The sequence below is a fragment of the Cryobacterium sp. Sr8 genome (assembly GCF_004403225.1).
Lineage (GTDB): Bacteria > Actinomycetota > Actinomycetes > Actinomycetales > Microbacteriaceae > Cryobacterium > Cryobacterium psychrotolerans.
Genome location: NZ_SOHO01000032.1, coordinates 1 through 20,298, shown reverse-complemented (window position 1 = coordinate 20,298; position 20,298 = coordinate 1). Strand labels below are relative to the sequence as shown.

Annotated in this window: 18 protein-coding genes and 1 tRNA gene; 11 read left to right on the top strand and 8 right to left on the bottom strand. The window is 69.4% G+C overall.

What is annotated here, in order from left to right:
• Window positions 1–64 precede the first annotated feature (64 nt).
• Window positions 65–1,237, bottom strand: coding sequence for an ABC transporter substrate-binding protein (locus E3T54_RS05320; protein ID WP_134474870.1), 1,173 nt, complete (start codon window positions 1,235–1,237; stop codon window positions 65–67).
• Between the two features lie 133 nt (window positions 1,238–1,370).
• Here E3T54_RS05320 and E3T54_RS05315 point away from each other — a divergent pair, with 133 nt between their 5' ends.
• Both E3T54_RS05315 and E3T54_RS05310 read left to right on the top strand, forming a co-directional pair.
• Complete coding sequence (locus tag E3T54_RS05315) at window positions 1,371–2,414, top strand: LLM class flavin-dependent oxidoreductase (RefSeq protein WP_134474869.1); 1,044 nt, start codon at window positions 1,371–1,373, stop codon at window positions 2,412–2,414.
• 139 nt (window positions 2,415–2,553) lie between these two features.
• Window positions 2,554–3,468, top strand: a complete 915-nt coding sequence (locus tag E3T54_RS05310) for a hypothetical protein (protein WP_134474868.1) — start codon at window positions 2,554–2,556, stop codon at window positions 3,466–3,468.
• Between the two features lie 104 nt (window positions 3,469–3,572).
• Here the strand turns inward: E3T54_RS05310 and E3T54_RS05305 are convergent.
• From E3T54_RS05305 to E3T54_RS05295, 3 genes are all read right to left on the bottom strand, one after another.
• A tRNA-Pro gene (locus E3T54_RS05305) sits at window positions 3,573–3,646 on the bottom strand.
• A 76-nt stretch (window positions 3,647–3,722) separates the two neighbouring features.
• Window positions 3,723–4,694 (bottom strand): metallophosphoesterase, encoded by a 972-nt coding sequence (locus E3T54_RS05300; protein ID WP_134474867.1) that lies wholly within the window; start codon window positions 4,692–4,694, stop codon window positions 3,723–3,725.
• Complete coding sequence (locus tag E3T54_RS05295) at window positions 4,691–7,246, bottom strand: transglycosylase domain-containing protein (protein ID WP_134474866.1); 2,556 nt, start codon at window positions 7,244–7,246, stop codon at window positions 4,691–4,693. Before E3T54_RS05295 ends, E3T54_RS05300 begins: the two co-directional genes overlap by 4 nt.
• 50 nt (window positions 7,247–7,296) lie before the next feature.
• On the opposite strand from E3T54_RS05295, the gene E3T54_RS16680 reads away from it, so the two are divergent.
• The gene (locus E3T54_RS16680) at window positions 7,297–7,467 is read left to right on the top strand and encodes a hypothetical protein (RefSeq protein WP_166784470.1); all 171 of its coding nucleotides are present in this window, start codon (window positions 7,297–7,299) and stop codon (window positions 7,465–7,467) included.
• 2 nt (window positions 7,468–7,469) lie between these two features.
• The gene (locus E3T54_RS05290) at window positions 7,470–7,940 is read left to right on the top strand and encodes a RidA family protein (protein ID WP_092322937.1); all 471 of its coding nucleotides are present in this window, start codon (window positions 7,470–7,472) and stop codon (window positions 7,938–7,940) included.
• 430 nt (window positions 7,941–8,370) lie between these two features.
• On the opposite strand, the gene acs is transcribed toward E3T54_RS05290, so the two are convergent.
• Window positions 8,371–10,323 (bottom strand): acetate--CoA ligase, encoded by a 1,953-nt coding sequence (acs, locus tag E3T54_RS05285; RefSeq protein WP_134474865.1) that lies wholly within the window; start codon window positions 10,321–10,323, stop codon window positions 8,371–8,373.
• Between the two features lie 441 nt (window positions 10,324–10,764).
• Between acs and E3T54_RS05280 the strand changes: the two genes are divergently transcribed.
• The 5 genes from E3T54_RS05280 (at window position 10,765) to E3T54_RS05260 (ending at window position 13,914) form a co-directional block, all read left to right on the top strand.
• Window positions 10,765–11,823 (top strand): TadA family conjugal transfer-associated ATPase, encoded by a 1,059-nt coding sequence (locus E3T54_RS05280; RefSeq protein WP_134474864.1) that lies wholly within the window; start codon window positions 10,765–10,767, stop codon window positions 11,821–11,823.
• On the top strand, window positions 11,820–12,806 hold the full coding sequence (locus E3T54_RS05275) for a type II secretion system F family protein (protein ID WP_134474863.1): 987 nt from the start codon (window positions 11,820–11,822) through the stop codon (window positions 12,804–12,806). Before E3T54_RS05280 ends, E3T54_RS05275 begins: the two co-directional genes overlap by 4 nt.
• Window positions 12,807–12,918: 112 nt before the next feature.
• Window positions 12,919–13,137 (top strand): DUF4244 domain-containing protein, encoded by a 219-nt coding sequence (locus tag E3T54_RS05270; protein ID WP_134474862.1) that lies wholly within the window; start codon window positions 12,919–12,921, stop codon window positions 13,135–13,137.
• Entirely contained in the window at window positions 13,118–13,492 is a 375-nt protein-coding gene (locus tag E3T54_RS05265) for a TadE family type IV pilus minor pilin (RefSeq protein WP_134474861.1), read from the top strand. Before E3T54_RS05270 ends, E3T54_RS05265 begins: the two co-directional genes overlap by 20 nt.
• Window positions 13,493–13,533: 41 nt before the next feature.
• Complete coding sequence (locus tag E3T54_RS05260; protein ID WP_241977070.1) at window positions 13,534–13,914, top strand: Rv3654c family TadE-like protein; 381 nt, start codon at window positions 13,534–13,536, stop codon at window positions 13,912–13,914.
• Between the two features lie 125 nt (window positions 13,915–14,039).
• Here the strand turns inward: E3T54_RS05260 and E3T54_RS05255 are convergent, their stop codons facing one another.
• Window positions 14,040–14,282, bottom strand: a complete 243-nt coding sequence (locus E3T54_RS05255) for a hypothetical protein (protein ID WP_092322945.1) — start codon at window positions 14,280–14,282, stop codon at window positions 14,040–14,042.
• 166 nt (window positions 14,283–14,448) lie between these two features.
• On the opposite strand from E3T54_RS05255, the gene topA reads away from it, so the two are divergent.
• Window positions 14,449–17,406, top strand: a complete 2,958-nt coding sequence (gene topA, locus E3T54_RS05250; RefSeq protein ID WP_134474860.1) for a type I DNA topoisomerase — start codon at window positions 14,449–14,451, stop codon at window positions 17,404–17,406.
• A complete protein-coding gene (gene tmk / locus E3T54_RS05245; protein ID WP_134474859.1) occupies window positions 17,403–18,020 on the top strand; it encodes a dTMP kinase in 618 nt (205 codons plus the stop codon). The genes topA and tmk overlap by 4 nt, the downstream gene beginning before the upstream one ends.
• 211 nt (window positions 18,021–18,231) lie before the next feature.
• Here the strand turns inward: tmk and E3T54_RS05240 are convergent, their stop codons facing one another.
• Complete coding sequence (locus E3T54_RS05240) at window positions 18,232–18,708, bottom strand: hypothetical protein (RefSeq protein WP_134474858.1); 477 nt, start codon at window positions 18,706–18,708, stop codon at window positions 18,232–18,234.
• 92 nt (window positions 18,709–18,800) lie between these two features.
• Entirely contained in the window at window positions 18,801–20,048 is a 1,248-nt protein-coding gene (locus E3T54_RS05235; RefSeq protein ID WP_166804833.1) for an aminoglycoside phosphotransferase family protein, read from the bottom strand.
• Window positions 20,049–20,298 lie beyond the last annotated feature (250 nt).

Here is a 20,298-nt window from a genome sequence, read left to right as displayed (position 1 = left end):
TGTGCCGCCCGGAATCCGGGCGGCACACGACCTGAGCGAGGCGGAGCGGGGTGCGCGGGTCAGGCTACTCCAGGATGGCGAACTTGCCGTCCTTGACCACCTGCACGAGTGCGTCGTGCACGGCGTCGCGGTTTTCGTTCAGGCTCACGTCGCCCAGCACGGTGGGCACGTCGGTGATGTCACCGAGCCCCGCCTTGATGGCCTCACGCTCCGCCGAGCATTCGGCGCGAACCGCGTGGTCGATAATCTGCAGCCCGGCATACGCCTGCGCCGAGAACTGGTCGGGCGCGGCATCGAACTTCGCGGTGTAGTCCTCGATGAACTTCACGTTCTGCTCGTTGTCGGAGGCCGAGTTCCACGCGGCACCCACGATGACGCCCTCGGCGGCTTTTCCGGCGCCCTTGATCAGGGCGGGGGAGTTGAAGCCGTTGCCGCCGATGATCGGGGTGTCGATGCCGATTTCGCGCGCCTGGGTGACCAGCGGCACGGCCGCGTCGATCAGGCCGGAGACGACGATCGCGTCGGCGTTGGACTTCTTGGCCTTGTTCAGCAGGGCGCGGAAGTCGGTGTCGGCCTTGGAGAAGGTCAACGTGTCGGCGATGTCGACGCCCTCGTCCTTGAGAGCCGCGGCAAAGGCCTGGTAGCCGGATTCGGTGAAGGCGTCGTCGTTGCTGTACATCACGACGACCTTCTTCACGTCGAGGGTCTCGACGGCCGCCTTGATGGTCTGCGGAATGACGGCATCCTCGGTCAGGGAGTCACGGAAGATGTAGTCGCCGATTTCCGTGATGCCGGCAGCGGTGTTGGACACACCGAGCACGGGGACCTTGGCGTCCTGGGCGATCGGGTTCGTCTGCTTGGCCGTGTTCGACAGCGTCGGGCCGATGATGACGGCGGCGCCGGAAGCGATCAGGGTGTCGAACACCTGGATGGCCTGCTTGGGGTCGGTCGCGTCGTCCTCGACGGTGAGCTCGTAGGTGACCCCGCCGACCTTGTTCAGGTCTTCGACGGCGAGTTCGAGCGCGTTCTTCTGGCTCGCGCCGTACTGCGCTGCCGCTCCGGTCAGGCTGAAGGCCGCGGAGATCGGCACGGCGGACTTGATGACGCAATCCGCTCCGGTGCCGGATCCGGTCGCGCCGTCATCCTTCGTTCCGTTGCCGGACGTGGTGCTGCACCCGGTGATGGCGAGCAATAATGCGGAACCGCAGACAGCGGCAGAGAACAGTTTTTTTCTCATCGTGTGGACCTCCTTGGCCAAAGGCGAGTTTACCGTCCTACCCCCGGGAGGGGAGGGCCGCGGGGGTGGAACGGGCGTTTCGATTTGGTCACGGGCGGGAATCAACCGGCCGGGCCCCCGGTTGCACCGAGGGATGAAAACGCTACCGATCAACGTGCTCGACCTGGCCGCCCGCCCCGCCGGCGGAACCAACGCGGAGGCCGTGGCCGGCAGCATCCGCCTCGCCCAGGCCGCGGAAAACCTCGGCTACGACCGGTTCTGGGTCGCCGAGCACCACAACATGCCGGCGATCGCCTCGAGCGCCCCGCCGGTGCTGATCGCGGGCATCGCGGCCCGCACCGAGCGCATCCGGGTCGGCTCCGGCGGCGTCATGCTGCCCAACCACGCCCCGCTCGTCGTGGCCGAACAGTTCGGCACCCTGCGCGCCCTGTACGGCGACCGGATCGACCTCGGGATCGGCCGGGCGCCCGGCACGGATGGCGCCACCGCGATGGCCCTGCGCCGCAGCACCGAGGGCCTCGGCGTCGACGACTTCCCCCAGCAGCTCGTGGACCTGATCGGCTTCTTCCACGGCGGCATGGACGAGGCCAACCCGATGCGCACGATCACCGCCTACCCCGGGCTCGGCGACGCCCCGCAGATGTGGCTGCTCGGCTCGAGCGGCTTCAGCGCGCAGGTCGCCGCAGCCCTCGGACTGCCGTTCGCCTTCGCCCACCACTTCGCCGGCGAGAACACGGAGGCCGCCCTCGCCATCTACCGCGAGCGGTTCGAGCCGAGCCGCTTCCTCACCGCGCCGCACACGATGATCGCCGTCGGCCTGGTCAGCGACGACGACCCCGAGGTGGTGCGCCGGGAGTCGCTGCCCGGGCTGCTCACCTTCCTCCGGATGCGCCAGGGCCACAAGCCCGAGCCGGTGTCGATCGCCGAGGCGCTCGCCTACGAGTTCTCGCCGCCGGAGCGGGACTTCATCGAGGCCCGGAACCGGCGCCAGGCCGTCGGCACCCCGGCCGAGGTGGACGCCAAACTGACCGCGCTGCTCGAGTCGACCGGCGCGGACGAGCTGATGCTCAGCTCCCAGGCCTCGACGCTCGCCGGCCGCATCCGCTCCCTCGAGATCGTGGCCGCCCTCCGCGCCCCCGCTCCCGCGCCAGCCCCCGCGCTCGCCCGGGTGTCCTGACCCTTTTTTCTCGTGAGGGGTCGCAAATCGACCTTCCCGGCGCCAACGAAGGTCGATTTGCGACCCCTCACGCGCCGGCCGCCGGCGGCGGCTGTGGATAACCCCGACCCCGAGGCTCCGGATGCGGCACTCTGGGCGCGTGGCCTCCCGACTTCCGCTCCCGCCAGAGCTCCGCGACGGCTCATTCACCACCCGAACGGCCGCCGCCCGGGGTATCGGCGAGGGTCGGCTGCGAGGCCCGGACCTCGCCCGTCCGTTCCACGGCATCCGCTCGCCCGACTCCCCGCTCTCGGTCTACGAGCGGGCGGGGGCGCTCCAGCTGCGGATGCCGGACGCCGCGTTCTTCTGCACGGTCACGGCCGCCCTGATCCTGGGCATCCCGCTCCCGCCGAGGCTGGCCCGGGCGCCGCAGCTCCACGTGGGCATGCCGGCGCCGATGCGCGCGTGCCGGGCCGCCGGATCCATCGGCCACAAGCTTCAACTCGGCCCGGATGACGTTGGCGAGCGGCAGGGGCTTCGGCTGACCACGGCCGCGCGCACGTGGTGCGACCTCGCCGCCGTCCTCGACGTCGAGGACCTCGTGGCCGCGGGGGACTACATCATCCACCACCGGCATCCGCTCGCCGGCCGCGCGGACCTGGCGGCCGCCGCCGACCGCCACCCGGCCCGGCGCTGGCGAGCGCGCCTGCTGGAAGCGCTGGGACTGCTGGACGACCGTGCCGAGTCGCCGCCCGAGTCGGTCATCCGCGTGACGATCGTTCGCGCCGGCATCCTGGGCCTCGCGGTCAACCATCCGATCGCGGATGCGTTCGGCCGGGTCATCGCCCGGGCCGACCTCTGCTTTCCCGCGCACCGGGTCATCTTCGAGTACCAGGGCGATTACCATCGCAACGAGCCGGATCGGTGGCGCAAGGACCGCACCCGGGTCGCCCGGCTCACGGCTCTGGGCTGGCACGTCGTCGAGATCGCCGCCGACGAGCTCGCCGACCGACGGATGCTGCTGCGCCTGATCCGGGACACCCTCGCCCTGCATCCGCCGGTATCCCGCCGGTGAGGGGTCGCAAATCGACCTTCCCAGGCCCAACGAAGGTCGATTTGCGACCCCTCACAAGGAGAAAGCAGAAGGGCCGCACGATGTGCGGCCCTTCTGTACTGCTGTCGGGGTAACAGGATTTGAACCTGCGACCTCGTCGTCCCGAACGACGCGCGCTACCAAGCTGCGCCATACCCCGATGGCCCGTGGGCCTCCACAAGTATAGATCGAAAATCGGGCGTCCGCTGACGGAGCTCGCGACCCCGGCCGATCGGCTAGGCGCCGATGAGGGTGAGCAGGGTCGCCTCGGGCGGGCAGGCGAACCGCACGGGGGCGTAGATCGAGGTGCCGAGGCCGGCCGACACGTGCAGGTAAGACGTGTGCAGGCCGGAGTCCCACAGGCTCAGGCCCTTGACCTGGGCGCGCGGGATGTCGCAGTTGGTGACGAGTGCGCCGAAGCCGGGCACGCAGACCTGGCCGCCGTGGGTGTGCCCGGCGAGGATCAGTTGCGCGCCGTGGTTCACGAAGGAGTTGAGCACCCGCTGGTACGGAGCGTGGCTGACGCCGATCGTGACGGTGGGCCGCGGTTCGGGCGCCTTCCCGGGGTCCGGCCACGTCTCGTCGGCCAGCGGGTCGTTCGCACGCAGGTCGTCGATCGCCCGCGTGATGAGGTCGAGCCGGTCCAGGCCGTGGTGCGGGTCGTCCACGCCGAAGAACTCGAGGCGGGTCCCGTTCAGCTCGAGCGCGACGGCCGCGTTGTCGATGTCGGTCCAGCCGAGCGCGGCGAAGACGCCGTGCAGGCCGGTGATGTCGAGTGCCCGCGGCTGCGACTGGCTGCGGACAGACGGGCCGCCGAAGTATGTGAACGGGTTGAGCGGGCGCGGGCCGACGTAGTCGTTCGAGCCGTTCACGAAGACGCCGGGGATGCCGGCGAACGGCGCCAGGGCATACTCGACGCCCGGGATGCCGTCTTCATGCCCGAGGTTGTCACCGGTGTTGACGATGAGGTCGGGCTTCAGCTCGGCGAGCCCGCGCACCCACTCCTGCTTCTCGGACTGCCACGGTGCCATGTGCATGTCGGACAGGTGCAGCACCCTGATCGGGTCGGAGCCGGGCGCGAGCACCGGCACCGAGATCTCGCGCAGGGTGAAGCGCTTGCGTTCGACCAGGGCGCCCCAGGCGAGCGCGGCCAGGCCCGCCGCGCCTAGCGCGACGGCCGTCGATCCGACGAGGCGTCCCCGGGTCATGGTTTCTTGCCTGGCTCGGCGCCGAGCTTGCCGACGACGATCGTCACAGCACCGCCCGACTTCATCCCGGTGCCGGCACCCGGATCCATCGAGATCACCTTGCCCACCTGCGACGGATCGGTGACGGCCTCTTCCTTTTTATTGACCTTGAATCCCGCCAGCGCGGCCGTGGCCTCGGCCTCGGTCTTACCGACGACGTCCGGCAGGATCTTCAGCTGGCCGTTGCTCGTGAAAATGGTGATGGTGGAGCCGCGGGCCGTGCGGGTTCCGCCGGCCGGGTCGGTGCCTGCCACGGTGCCGGCGGGCATCTCGGAGTCGATGTCGCCGCCGTCCACGGCGTCGAACCCGGCGCCGGAGAGGATGGCACGTGCTTCGTCCATCGACTTGCCGCGCACGTCGGGCACGGTCGCCTGGGGCGCCTGGATGAGCTTGAACGTGGGTTCGGGGAAGGACTCTCCGCCGTACTTCGCGTTGGCTACCGACATGATGTCGGGCCACATCTCGTGGCGGGCAAGCGAGACCTGTTCGCCGTTGTCGAAGTGTTGCTTCCGCTGGCTGAGCGTTCCGGTGACGCTGACCACGCCGACCACCGTGGCCACCTTGGACGAGGCTCCGCTCATCCAGGTGTCCTTGGCGCCGTCCGTGGTTCCGGTCTTGCCGATCATCGGCACGTTCGGGTAGGTGCCGTAGTTGGAACTCCGGCCGGTTCCGTCCGTCATGACGCGCTGCATGGCGTAGGTCATGCCCGCGGCGACATCCGGGGTGACGGACTGGGTGCACTTCGACTTCGGCACCGGCAGCTCATCGCCGCCCGGGCCGGTGATCCGGTCGATCACAACGGGGGAGCAGGTCTTGCCCTTGTTGGCGATCCCGGCGAAGGCGACGGCCATGGTCAGCGGTGCGACCTCGTTGGTTCCGAGCACGGCGCTGGCGCCCTTCTCCAGGTCCTTACCGTCGGCGCGGTGCACGCCGAAGGCCTCGGCGGTCTTCTTGATGCCGCAGAGGTCGAGTTTCTTCGCCATCCCGATGAAGCCCGTGTTGATCGAGCCGACCGTCGACTGGAGGGCGCTGTAGTTCGTGCCGCCCTCGTTCTGGTCGTTGCGCGGGTTGAACCCGGGGAAGCTGATGGGGCCGGCGCAGCTGTCCTGGAACGTTCCCCAGTCGGCCTTGCGGCGGGAATCGGCGCGCTCGTTGAGCGTGTGCCCCTCCTTGAGCCACTCGCCCAGCGTGAAGACCTTGTACGTCGATCCGGGCTGGAAACCGAGCGAGCCGCCCTCGGTCTTGTCGGTGTTGTAGTTCAGGCCGGAATAGTTGCGGCCGGTGGCCTGCACGGCCGGGTCCTGGCTGTAGTCCTTGTTCTGCACCATCGCGAGCACGCGTCCGGTGCCCACCTGCACGCTCGAGACGACGCCGCCGACGTCGCCGCCGCTCCAGACCTTGGGCACGTGCTTGTTCATCGTGTCGATCGCGGCGACCTGGAGGTCCAGGTCGAGGGTCGTGTAGACGTTGTATCCGCCGCGGCGGAAGTTGAGCAGACGGGTCTCCCGGTCTTCGCCGAAGGTGGGGTCGTTGAGCAGCTTCTTCGCGACGTAGTCACAGAAGTAGGCGCTGGAACCCGCGGTCTGGCATCCGGTGCTCGGCTCGGTGATCTTCGGCTCGACCGCCGTCTTGATGGCTGCGTCGTGATCCTTCTGGCTGATCTTCTTGTGCTTGAGCATCTCGCCGAGGATGTAGTCGCGGCGGTCCTTGTTGGCCGCATACCCGTTCGCCGCGCCGTTGGTCTCGCTCTTCGGCCGGTCGAGCTGGAACTTGACCGGGTGGTTCACGATGGCGACGAGGCTGGCCGCCTGCGGCAGGGTGAGCTTTGCCGCGGTGGTGCCGAAGTAGTAGTTCGATGCGGCTTCGATGCCGTAGACGGTGCCGCCGAAGCCGGTGATGTTGAGGTACTGGCGAAGGATGTCGTCCTTCTCGTACTTCTTCTCAACGCCGATGGCGAGGCGCATTTCCTTGAGCTTGCGGTCCGGCGTCGTCTTCGTGGCGGTGTCGTAGCACGCGTCGTGTTTTTCCTTGTCGTCGATGACCTCGCACTTCTGCACGAGCACATTCTTGACGTACTGCTGGGTGATGGATGATCCACCCTGGGTTCCGCTGCCGGAGACGGTCTTCACCGTGGCGCGCACGGTGCCCTGCAGGTCGACGCCGTTGTGCTCGTAGAAACGGGGGTCCTCACCGGCGATCGCGGCGTCCTTGGCGAACTGGCTGATCGCATCCGACTCGACCTCGACCCGGTTCTGGTCGTAGAACGACGCCAGGAGCACGGTCTTTTTTTCCTTGTTCGTGGCGTAGATGTTGCTCTTCTGCGACAGCTGGTCGATGGCCAGGTAGTCGGGCAGGTTCTCGAAGACGTTGATCGTGTTCGTCGCGGCCATGCCGGAAACGGCGATTGCGGGGGTGATTGCGGCGGTGACGAGCACCCCAGCGACAGCACTCATGGCGACGAAACCGATGAAGCCGCCGAGAGCCCCGCTAACCGTACGTTTTTTGGCAGACATAGACTTGAGCGTAAGGGACAAAACTGAAAAACCGCCTGAATCGGAGACACATGCCAGCCTGGGAGTACCTCACAACGCCGCTGATGATCCACAACACAGCAGCAATCCTGAACAACTGGGGCTCTGATGGCTGGGAGCTCGTGCAGGTCGTCACCGGCCCGGAGGGCGGGCTCGTCGCCTACCTCAAGCGCCCGGTCGCCGCCGCCGTGAGCGGAGCCTGATCATGTCGCAGATCGAGGCACGCCTGGCCGAGCTGGGCATCGACCTTCCCACCGTTGTTCCGCCGCTGGCCACGTATGTTCCGGCCGTCATCGCCGGTTCGCTGGTCTTCACCTCCGGCCAGCTGCCGATGGTGTCCGGCGCGCTGTCGGCCACCGGAAAGGTCGGCGACGGCCACGGGCTCGTCCCCGCAGCCGACGCCAGGGAGTACGCGCGCCTCGCGGCGCTCAACGGGCTCGCCGCGATCAAGGCGGTCATCGGGTCGCTTGACCGGATCACGCAGGTCGTGAAGGTCACCGGTTTCGTCGCATCCGACCCGTCGTTCACCGGCCAGCCCGGCGTGATCAACGGCGCCTCCGAGGTGCTCGGCGAGATCTTCGGCGACCTGGGCCGGCACGCGCGGTCGGCCGTCGGCGTCGCCGTGCTGCCGCTCGACGCCCCGGTCGAGGTCGAGCTGGTCGTCGCCTTCGCCTGACCGGTCCGGGCAGGCTCGACCACCGGATCGGTGATCGAGCCTGTCAGCGCTCTGATCTCCGCCTGCGTGTGGCTAACTCAGGAGAATCCGGAACGTCGGGGCCAGCCGCCGGACTAGTCCGCGGGCACTGAGCGGGCCGCTCCCGAATCTCCTGAGTTAGCCACAGGGAATCCGCCGGACAGCTGAGCACGGCCCGAGCGATCATCCCCAGCCCGAGCCGTGTGCGGCGGCAACTCTGCGGCGCCTGCGTGTGGCTAACTCAGGAGAATCCGGACCGTCGGCACCCGCCGCCGCACTAGTCCGGGAGCCCTGAGCGGGCCGCTCCCGAATCTCCTGAGTTAGCCACAGGGAATCCGCCGGACGGCCGAGCTCCGCTTGACATCAACGAGCTCCGCCTGACCTCAACAGGAGCATCGAGATCCCGGAGTCGTTACTTCATCGTGTTGCTGATCGACTGCATCACCATGGTGTCGGCGAGCGTGGTCACGTCGCCGATCTCACGGCCCTCGGCCACATCGCGCAGCAAGCGGCGCATGATCTTGCCCGAACGAGTCTTCGGCAGCTCCTTCACGATGAAGATGTGCTTCGGGCGGGCGATCGCGCCGATCTGCTGGGAGACGTGGGCGCGCAGGGTCGCCGCGATGTCCGCGTGCGACGTGTCGTCCAGGTGGCTGAACTTGATGATCACGAACGCCACGACGGCCTGGCCGGTCACCTCGTCCGAGGCGCCTACGACGGCCGCCTCCGCCGTCATCGGATGCGCCACGAGCGACGATTCGATCTCGGCCGTGGACAGTCGGTGGCCCGACACGTTCATCACGTCGTCGACGCGGCCGAGCAGCCAGATGTCGCCCTCGTCGTCGAGGCGGGCGCCGTCGCCGGCGAAGTACAGGGACTTGTTGCCGAACTTGTCCCAGTAGGTTTCCTTGAAGCGTTCCGGGTCGCCCCAGATGCCGCGGAGCATCCCCGGCCAGGGTTCGGTCACGACGAGCAGGCCGCCGTTGCCGTGGCCGACATGCGCTCCGTCGTCGTCGAGCACGTCGATCGTGACGCCGGGGATCGGCACCTGTGCCGCGCCCGGCTTGGTGGTCGTGAGACCCGGGAGCGCGGAGATCATGATCCCGCCGGTCTCGGTCTGCCACCAGGTGTCGACGACCGGGGCCTTGTTGCCGCCGATGACCTCGCGGTACCACATCCAGGCTTCCGGGTTGATCGGCTCGCCCACCGACCCGAGCACCCGCAGGCTCGACAGGTCGAACTTCTGCGGGATCTGGCGGCCGAGTTTCATGAACGTGCGGATGGCGGTGGGCGCGGTGTACAGGATGGTCACCTTGTACTTCTCGATCAGCTCCCACCAGCGGCCGGGGTGCGGCGTGTCGGGGGTGCCCTCGTAGAGCACCTGGGTGGCGCCGTTGGCGAGCGGGCCGTAGGTGACGTAGCTGTGGCCCGTGATCCAGCCGATGTCGGCGGTGCACCAGTAGACATCCGTCTCCGGGCGCAGGTCGAACACGTTCTTGTGGGTGAACGCGGCCTGGGTGAGGTAGCCGCCGGTGGTGTGCAGGATGCCCTTGGGCTTGCCGGTCGTGCCCGACGTGTAGAGGATGAACAGCGGGTTCTCGGCGGCGAAGGGCTGGGCCTCGTGCTCGGCCTCGACCGAGGCGAGTTCCTCGTGCCACCAGAGGTCGCGGTCGGTCCAGTCCACGTCCTGCCCGGTGCGCTTGACCACGAGCACGTTACGCACGTAGGACTCGCCGCTGGCCAGGGCCTCGTCGACGGCCGGTTTGAGAGCCGAAACCTTGCCCTTGCGGTAGCCGCCGTCGGCGGTGATCACGAGCACGGCATCCGCGTCGTCGATGCGCGCGCTGATGCTCTCCGGGCTGAAGCCGCCGAAGATCACCGAGTGCACGGCGCCGACGCGGGCCACCGCGAGCATGGCGACGATGGCCTCCGGGATCATCGGCAGGTAGACGGCGACGCGGTCGCCCGCGGTCACGCCGAGCTTGGTCAGCACGTTGGCGGCCCGCTTGACCTCCGCGGTCAGCTCGGCGTAGGTGATGGCGCGGGTCTCGCCCGGCTCGCCTTCCCAGTACAGGGCGACGCGGTCGCCGTTGCCGGCCAGAACGTGGCGGTCGAGGCAGTTGTACGCGACATTCAGCTCGCCGTCTTCGAACCACTTGGCGAAGGGCGGGTTGGTCCAGTCGAGGGTCTTGGTGAACGGCTTGTGCCAGTGCAGGAGCTCGCGGGCCTGGTCGGCCCAGAACCCGAGGCGGTCCGCGGCGGCATCCGTATACAACTCAGGCTTCGAGACCGACTGTGCGGCGAACTCGGGAGTGGGCGGAAAGTGGCGGGTTTCGTTGAGGAGATGATCGATCTGGACGCTCATGGTTCTGGTGTCGCTCCTTTGCGAGGAAGTAACTCAGGCGCGTTGGGGCCCCCGGGAAGTACCCTACCGCGCCGACAGTGCCCTCGGATGGGGGGCTACCGCGAGGCCTCCGGGGGCCCTCACAATGAATGCTGGGAGCCGGTCAAATCGTGTCCTCATTTATGGGGACACTGTGGACTTGCGCTTCCTCCCAGAATGCGTAAACTGATACGCGTCTGAACGAAAGTTCTGAACAGCAGCGCGCATGGTTCCCCCCAATCAGCGCGTTGCCGAGGCGGCACCTGTTCCCCCCAATAGGTGCCGCCCCCCTCTTTTTAACGGCTGTTTTTGACGGCCGTCCCGCCGGCCAGGGCCCCTCCTCCCCAGCCGGGCCGTGCCGCGGCCGTCCGGTGAAGAGTCCCGGTGCCCCCACTCCCGCGTAACACGGCGTAACTTCGGCGCATGTCCATCCCTTTCGTCGCCGTCCCGTCGTTCGCGACGCCGGCACCCCGGCATCCGGTGGCTGGCGGTTCGGCGGACGTCTCCGGGCTAGTTTCTGCGGATGCCTCGGGGCTTGCGTCTGCGGATGTTTCCGGGCTGGGCCCGCTGGCCGGGTACGCGGCATCCGGGCCGGTCACCGACCTGTTCGTCAACGGGGAAGCGGGTCTGTGGCTGGACTCGGGCCGCGGCCTGGTCCACCAGCCGGGCTGGCGTTGCGACGAGCATGCGCTGCGCGAGCTGGCCGTTCGGCTGATCGCCCTCGGCGGGAGACACCTCGATGAGGCGACGCCCTGCGTCGATGTGCGCCTGGCCGACGGCATCCGCGTGCACGCCGTGCTGCCGCCCGTCTCGAGCACGGGCACCCTGCTCTCGATCCGGCTTCCCCGTGCCGAGCGGCTTGGCCTCGCCGCGCTGGCGACCGCCGGCCTGTTCGGCGCCGGGGAAGAGGCAACCGCGCAGGTCGCCAGGCTCCGCGCCGCCGTGCACGACCGGGAGAACCTGCTGATCACCGGCGCGGCCGGGAGCGGCAAGACCACGCTTCTGGCGGCGTTGCTCGGCGAGGCTCCGCCGGACGAACGGATCGTCGCGATCGAAGACGTCGCCGAGCTGAGGATCGCGCACCCGCATGTGGTGGCGCTGGAGGCGCGGCAGGCGAACCTCGAGGGCGCCGGCCGGATCGGCCTGCAGGGCCTCCTGCGCGAGGCGCTGCGGATGCGGCCGGACCGCCTCGTGCTCGGCGAATGCCGCGGCGAAGAGGTCCGAGAGCTGTTGGCCGCGCTGAACACCGGTCACGACGGCGGCGCCGGCACGCTGCATGCCAACTCGCTGGAGGATGTCCCGGCGCGGTTGGAGGCGCTCGGCGCGCTCGCCGGGATGACCGCGGAGGCGGTGGCCCGGCAGGCGGTCAGCGCCATCGGACTGGTGCTGCACCTCGAGCGCTCGGCCGGATCCAGGCGACTTGCCCAGATCGGGCGCTTCGCCCTCGGTGCGCGCGGCCACCTGGTCGTGGAGCCCGCGTGAGCAGGCGCGGCGAACCGCCGATCGAAGAAGTGGCGGCGGTGACCCAGCGCCTCGCGGTGCTGCTGTCCGCCGGGGTGTCCGCGGTGTCCGCCTGGGGCTATCTCCTGCCGGACGAGCCCGCAGGCGCGGGCGCCGGACCGAAAACCGGGGCGCCGTCACGGCACCCGACGGAGCCGGACGCCGCCCGGGTCGTGCGTGCCGCCGCCGCGGCCGGGCGGCGCGGGGAGAGTATCGCCGATGCGGTGGCGCAGGAGGCCCGGGCGCTGGGCGGGCAGGCCGGTGACCCCTGGCTGGGCCTCGCGGCGGCCTGGGGTGTGGCCACGGCGGCCGGGGCGCCGCTCGCCGCCTGCCTGCGGGAGCTCGCCGGATCCTTCCGCGACCTGGGCCAGGTGCACCGGGACCTCGCCGTCGCGCTGGCCGGCCCGAACGCCACGGCACGCATGGTGATGGGGCTGCCGCTGGTGGGCATCCTGTTCGGCAGTGTCCTCGGTTTCAACACGCTGCAGACCCTGTTCCTCACCGTGCCGGGCCTGGTCTGCCTCGGGGCAGGGACGCTGCTGATGGTGGCCGGTGCTCGCTGGAACCGGCGCCTGGTGCGGTCCGCGCGAGCCCGGGACCCGACGCCCGGGCTCGCGCTCGACCTGACCGCGATCGGGATGGCCGGGGGCGGGTCGGTCGCGCGCGCCCGCGCCCTGGTGCGCTCGCTGACCGAGCGTTACGGCGTAGGCGTCGGAGGTTCGGAGGCCGCGATCGACCGGGTGCTCGCCCTGTCCGCCCGCGCCGGCGTCCCGGCCGCGGAACTGCTGCGCAGCGAGGCCGACCAGCTGCGCCGCGACGCGCGGAGCGACGGGCAGCATCGGGCGGCGACCCTGTCGGTGACGCTGATGATCCCGCTGGGGGTGTGCGTGCTGCCCGCGTTCATGCTGGTCGGGGTGGTGCCGCTGCTGCTGACCGTCCTCTCGTCCACACTGCGTTCGTTCTAGGCGTTCCGCACCGCTCGTCCGATGCCGGGGCCCTGGCCGGCGAATCGGGTCAGGCTGGTCCCGCTCGCGCCGTCCATCATCCGCGTCGCAGGACGCGAAAGGAGACGAACAGATGCAGAAGGAACTCTCGCCCACGCCCACGCGGCGGCCGCGGAGCCCGGCCCGGGCGCTGCGGCGGCTGCGCGAGGACGCGGGGGCGGCCACCGCGGAATACCTGGTGGCCACGATGGCGGCAGTCGGGTTCGCCGGCCTGCTGATCGTGATCCTCCGAGGAAACGAGGTGCGCGGAATCCTCACCGAGCTGGTGCGCAATGCGCTCAGCGTGGGGTAGCGGGAACGGCCGGGACGACGGCACCGTGACCGCGGAGTTCGCCGTCGTGCTGCCGGCCGTGCTCCTTGTGCTGGCCTGCTGCCTGGGCGCGGTGCAGGTGGTCGGTCAGCAGGTGCGACTGACGGATGCCGCCGGCGACGCGGCCCGGTTGCTCGCCCGCGGCGAATCCGCCGAGCGGGCGGCGTCCCTCGTGCACCGCTCGGTGGGTGGGGCCCGGCTCGCCACGGAACGCCGCGGCGAATTCGTCTGCGCGCGCCTCAGCGCACCGGCCGCGTTCGGCCCCTACGCGACCTTCGGTCTGACGGTGGCCGCCCGGTCGTGCGCGCTGGGCGGCGCCGTGGTCCCCGGCCCGTGACCGTGCGTCCCCTGGCCCGGCGTCCGGTGACTGTGCGTCCCGTGACCGTGCGTCCCCTGGCCCGGCGTCCCGCGACCCGGCGTCCCGTGCGTGGCTCCGAGCGGGGCGCCGGCGGGGTGCTCGCGGTCGCGCTGATCGGAGCGACCCTGACGGTGACCTTACTCGGTGTGCCGCTGCTGGCCCTGCTCGCCGTCGGCCAGTCGGTGCAGAACGCGGCCGATGCCGCGGCGCTCGCCGCGGCCGACACCGCTTCGGGCGCCGTGGCGGGCTTCCCGTGCACGGCCGCGGCCGAGGCCGCCGCCCTCAACGGGGCATCCGTGGTCACGTGCACGCTTGACGGCCTGATCTCATCAGTGACCGTCGCCCGCACTGTCGCCGGCTTCGCCCTCACGTCATCCGCCCGTGCCGGCCCGCCCCCGTAACCCTCCCCGCGACCCTCCCCGCGAAACCGCAGTTGTGCGCGCTAAAACGCGGTTAAAACGAGCACAACTGCGGTTTCGCGGAAGGGGAAGGGGGGAAAACGGGGGAGAGGACGGGGGAAGGGGGATCAGTCGAAGAGCGCCTCGAGGTAGCGGTAGTCGACCGCGGTCGGGCGGTCCGGATGATCGGACGACCCGAACTCGAGTCCGGAGCCCCGCGAATACAGGTAGCGCTTGGCCCCGGAGTCGGCCGGGATTTCCAGACGCGGCTGCGGGTCACCTGATTCAAGAAACGGTGTCGTGATGGTCTTGCCTTCGAGGGGGCCGTCCGTGAGCTTCGCGGTGTACGTGCCCGTTGATCCTGTAGCCATGCCTCCATTGTCCTCACGCGAGGGTAACTGGCAAGCCCCCAGAGCAAGGCTCGCGGGCAAACGGCCCAAAAACCTGAGTGACGCTCGATTAGGCGGGGACTCTATTCCTATGTGTATGGTGTGCCTTGGCCCAACAACGCGGGTCGCCACATATAAGAGGAGTCTGGTGCCAGGCACTAAGAAGCTGGTCATTGTCGAGTCACCGACCAAGATGAAGTCGATCGCCGCCTACCTGGGCGACGGCTACGAGGTCCTGTCCTCGGTTGGTCACATTCGGGACCTGGTCGAACCGAAGAATCTTCCGCCGGAGCTGAAAAAGGGCTCCCTCGGCAAGTTCTCCGTCGATGTGGAGAACGGTTTCGAACCGTACTACGTCGTGTCCGACGCCAAGAAGAAGACCGTCGCCGACCTCAAGCGCGCGATGAAGAACGCCGACGAGCTCCTGCTTGCAACTGATGAGGACCGCGAAGGCGAGGCCATCGCCTGGCACCTTCTGCAGGTGCTCCAGCCCAAGGTGCCGGTCAAGCGCATGGTGTTCCACGAGATCACGAAGGATGCCATCCTCGAGGCGGTCGACAACACCCGCGAACTCGACACCGCCCTCGTCGACGCGCAGGAAACCCGGCGCATCCTGGACCGCCTCTACGGTTACGAAATCTCGCCCGTGCTCTGGCGCAAGGTCGGCCCCGGCCTCTCCGCCGGCCGCGTGCAGTCCGCCGCGACCCGACTCGTCGTCGAGCGCGAACGCGAACGGCTGGCCTTCGTGTCGGCGTCCTACTGGGACCTGCTCGCCCGCCTCGCGGCGTCGGCGGCATCCACCGAACAGGGCTTCGACGCGAAACTCGTGCGCCTGAACGGCGAGCGCATCGCCACCGGCAGCGACTTCGACGACTCCGGCAAGCTCAAACCCACCGTGAAGGCGGCCACGCTCGACGAGGCATCCGCCCTCGCCCTCGTCGACGCCCTCAAGGACCCGGCCGTCGACCTCACCGTGACGAAGGTCGCCTCCAAGCCGTACCGCCGCAGCCCCGCCGCGCCGTTCACGACGTCGACCCTGCAGCAGGAAGCGGCGCGCAAGCTGCGCTTCACCGCCCGCCAGACCATGAGCGTCGCCCAGTCGCTCTACGAAAACGGGTACATCACCTATATGCGTACCGACTCGCCGTCGCTGTCGCAGCAGGCGATCACGGCCGCGCGCACCCAGGCGGCCGCGCTGTACGGCCCCGAAACCGTGCCGGACAAGCCCCGCCTCTACAAGGGCAAGAGCAAGAGCGCGCAGGAGGCGCACGAGGCGATCCGCCCCTCGGGCGACACGTTCCGCACCCCCGCATCGCTGGCCTCGACCCTCCGCGGCAGCGACTTCAAGCTGTACGAGCTGATCTGGAAGCGCACCGTCGCATCCCAGATGGCGGATGCCACCGGCTCGACCGCGTCGGTCACCATCTCCGCCGGCCCGACCGGTTCGTCGGCGCACCCCGCGGCATCCGGCGCCGTGGCCGAGTTCGCGGCCAGCGGCACTGTGATCACCTTCCGCGGCTTCATGCTCGCCTACGAGGAATCCGTCGACGAGGAGCGCAACGCGTCGACCGACCCGACCGAGTCCAAGCTGCCGCCGCTCACCGAGGGCCAGGTCCTCGCCCTGATCGAGGTCGAGGCCAAGGGGCACGAAACCACCCCCGCCGCCCGCTACACCGAGGCGAGCCTGGTCAAGAAGCTCGAAGAGCTCGGCATCGGCCGTCCGTCCACCTACGCGTCGATCATCTCCACGATCACCGAGCGCGGTTATGTCACCCCGCGCGGCCAGTCGCTCATCCCGAACTGGATCGCCTTCTCCGTCGTGCGCCTGCTCGAGGACTACTTCGGCGACCTGGTCGAATACGACTTCACCGCCGAAATGGAAGACGACCTCGACCGCATCGCCGGCGGCACGGCCGACCGGGTGGACTGGCTGACCAGCTTCTACTTCGGTTCCGACAAGCACCGGGGCCTTCGCCAGGTCATCGACAACCTGGGCGAGATCGACGCGAAGAGCATCAACTCGCTGCCGATCTCCGACGACATCACCCTGCGCATCGGCAAGTACGGTCCCTACCTCGAGGTCATCGACCCCGACGCCGGTCCGGATGCTCCGCCTCGCCGAGTCAACATCCCGCCGGAACTCGCGCCGGACGAGCTCACTCCGGCCAGGGCCCGCGAACTCATGGACGCGCCGGTCATCACCGACCGCGTGATCGGTGTGAACCCGGAGAACGGCAAGACCATCGTCGCCAAGGACGGCCGGTTCGGACCGTACGTCACCGAGCTCGAGCCCGAGCCCGAGGCCCCGGCCCCGCCGGTCGAGATCCCCACCGAGACCGTCGACGCCGCCACCGGCGAAGTCACCGCGGCCAAGCCCAAAAAGAAGGCGCCGGCCAAGAAGAAGGTCGCGGCGGTCAAGCCGCGCACGGCATCCCTGTTCAAGTCGATGGACATCGCCAACGTCGACCTCGAGACGGCGCTGCGCCTGCTCGACCTCCCGCGCGTGGTCGGCATCGACCCCGAATCCGGCGCCGAGATCACCGCGCAGAACGGCCGCTTCGGCGCCTACCTGAAGAAGGGCGTCGACACCCGCTCGCTGCCCGGAGGCGAGGACCAGATCTTCGAGATCGACCTGGCCGGCGCGCTGGAGCTCTACGCCCAGCCGAAGTACGGGGAACGCCGGGCCTCGAGCGCCCTGAAGGAGTTCGAGACGCCCGATCCCGACAGCGGCAAGGCGATCAAGATCAAGGACGGCCGCTTCGGCGCCTACGTCACCGACGGCACCACCAACGCGACGATCCCGAAGTCCGAGACCGTCGAGGACGTCGACTTCGACCGGGCGGTGCAGCTGCTGGCCGACAAGCGGGCCAAGGGACCGGCCGTGAAGAAGACGGCCGCGAAGAAGGCTCCGGCGAAGAAGGCTCCCGCCAAGAAGACCCCGGTGAAGAAGGCGGCCGCCAGGAAGCCGACCTCGTCGGGTGCGACCACGACCGTGCGTAAGGCGGCAGTCCGCACCCCGGCGCAGAAGGCGGCGACCGCAGCCAAGGCCGCGGCGACCCGCGCGGCCACCGCGGCGGCGAAGGCGGCGGCGACGCCGAAGTCGTGACCGGGTTGTTCATCACACTCGAGGGCGGCGACGGGTCTGGGAAGTCGACCCAGGCCCGGCTGCTCACCGAGTGGCTCGAAGGGCAGGGCCGCAGCGTCCTCCGCACCCGCGAACCCGGCGGCACGGATGTCGGCGTCGAGATCCGCGAAATCGTGCTGCATCATCGCGGCGAGATCGCCCCGCGCGCCGAGGCCCTTCTCTACGCGGCCGACCGGGCTCACCACATTGCGACGAAGGTGCGGCCCGCGCTCGCGCGCGGCGAAACCGTGATCCAGGACCGCTACCTCGACTCATCCGTCGCCTACCAGGGCGCCGGGCGCGTGCTCGAGCGGGGCGAGGTGCGTGACCTGTCGCTGTGGGCGGCCGAGGGGCTGCTGCCCGATCTCACCATCCTGCTCGACCTCGACGAGACCGTCGCGCGCGGACGCCTCGATGCGGACAACAAGCGCTTCGACCGCCTCGAGGCGGAGAAGAACGAGTTCCACGCCCGTGTGCGCTCCGCGTTCCTCGAACTGGCCGCGGCCGAGCCGGCCCGCTTCCTGGTCGTGGATGCCGCGGCCCCCGTCGCAACGATCGCCGAGGCCATCCGCGCCCGGGTCGCGACGCTGCTCTAGCGGCTGCCGAAACCCGTTGGGTCGACCAGGACTGTCCAGGGGCACCCAAACCACCGGCCCAGTTGCGGAGAAAGTACCTTCATTTCGCGCGGGAAGGTGCTTTCTCCGCAAGTCAATGCTGCGGGCGTCGCTGCGGCCACGCCCTCCTCTGCCAGCTCCTCGGGCACAAGAAACGTGCCCGGGCTGATGCCCGGGCACGTCAGGGTGGTGACTAGTCGACCGAGGCTGCGCTCGGTGCCGACTGGGCGCTCGGTGCCGACGGGGCGCTGGCGACCGACGGTGCGCTGACGACCGAGGGTGCTGCGACCGAGGCGGCGCTGACGACCGAGGGTGCTGCGACCGAGGGTGCTGCGACTGAGGGTGCTGCGACTGAGGGTGCTGCGACCGAGGCGACGCTGACGACGGACGGAGCATCCACGACGGATGCCGCGCTTGCGGCGGACACGACGCTCACGACGTCGGCGACTGCCGCGTCGTCGGCGACTGCCGCGTCAGCTGCGACGGCCGTGTCGGACTCGACTGCCGTGTCGGAGACGACGGGGGCGACAACATCGCTCGGGGTGACGCTGACAACGTCGGCCCGGTCCTGGATGCCGAATGCGTTTGCCGCGGAGACCGCGCCGCCGGCGATCAGGCCGAGTCCGAGAGCCGAGCCGGCCCCCATTGCAATCCACTTCTTCGTGTTCATGATTTCTCCCCGTGTTCAGGCGTGCGTTGGCTGATTGGCCGCCGCTCTTCGCTGCGACCTGTGATGATTCTCCCGGCGCGGGATGAGACGCATCAGAGCCTGTGGATTAGAGGCTTCTCATCTTGGGGGACCGACTCTGCCGGGATGGCGAGGCCGATGAGATCCTCGGCGGCCGCGAGCAGTTCGGCGCCGTAGTCGCCGGCGGTGAGGATGTGGCCGAGCAGGTGCGTCGCGCCGATGGCACGCGCTCGCACGGGGAACTCGGCGTCGGCGCTCCCGCTCCAGCGCTCCCGCGCGCTCTGCGCCAGCGCCAGGCACTTCTCGGCGAGGTCGTCGTCGCCGCGGCTGCGGTGGTGCTGCGCGGTGACGACGAGATGGGCGTAGAACGCCGCCGCGTCATCCGCCGGGTCGCCGAGGCCGGCGGTATCGATGTCGAGTACGCCGGTGATGCGTGACGGATGCTGCGGGTCGACGAAGACCTGGCCGACGTGGAGGTCGCCGTGGATCGTCACGGGTGTGGCGGCCCCCGCGCCCTCGCGCACCCGGGCGATGGCCTCGCCGATGCGCGCGATCGAATCGGTGTGCTCCGGGAGGAGCGCCAGGAGCCGGTCGAGGTACCAGGGCAGGCGTTCGGCGAGGGACTTGCGCGCCGCGCCGGTGCTCGGGATCGCGCCAATGCGGGCGGTGAGATCGTCGATCGCGTCGAGGAACGCTTCCGGCTGCAGGTTGGCGATGAGCTGGCTGGCTTCGGTGCCGGCGAGGGGAGCGAAGGCGATGAATCCGTCGGCGCTCCAGCCCAGGCTCCGCGGGACAGGGACTCCCTCGAGCCGCCACAGGCTGTAGCGGGCGTGCAGGTCCTCGGCGACGGCCGGGCGAACGACCTTCAGGAACACAGTGAATTCCGGCGCCTCCGCGCGCACGACCGCGCGCTTGCCCGGCCGGTAGGCCACGACGGTGAGCGTGACTGCGCTGGGATCCAGGCCAAGCCGGCGGAGGAGGGTCGTCGCCGCCTCCGGGAAGACGGCGGCGGGCAGCGCCGGGAGCTCGGGGTCGCGCGGATAGAGCCAGACCGCGATGCGTTCGCCCGACTCCTCGTCGCGGAAGGTGAGCACCCCGTCGCGCTCGCGCGTCGTCGGGTTCGTTTCGAGATAGACGATGTGCGTCTCGCGGGCGCCGGCATTCGAGCAGAGTTCCAGCTCGTGCCCGGATGCGAACCCGCGGGTGGTGTTCTCGAGCGTGAGCTGCCGGGAGGCGACCAGGGTCATCCCGACCGATTCGGCAACCGCCTCGAGGATGCCGCGGGTCGCCTCGTCCGGCTCTGTCCGGTCAGGTGTTGTCAATCGCTGCTCCCGCATGCATTCAGTGTCGGCCCAGGGGGCGAGCCCGGGCGGAGCCGGGCGTGAGAAGTTTCTCATGCCCGCCGCCTGCTCCAGGCCCACTGCCGCCCTCTCGCGGGGCCGCGCAGTGGCTGAGTTGCGGACAAAGTACCTTCGTCCCTCTGCGTCAGGCTGATTGTGAGTCAGTTCACGATCAGAAGGAGGCAGGGGAATGTCGATAAGCCCAGGATTCACCACGGCGGAGATCCGCGAG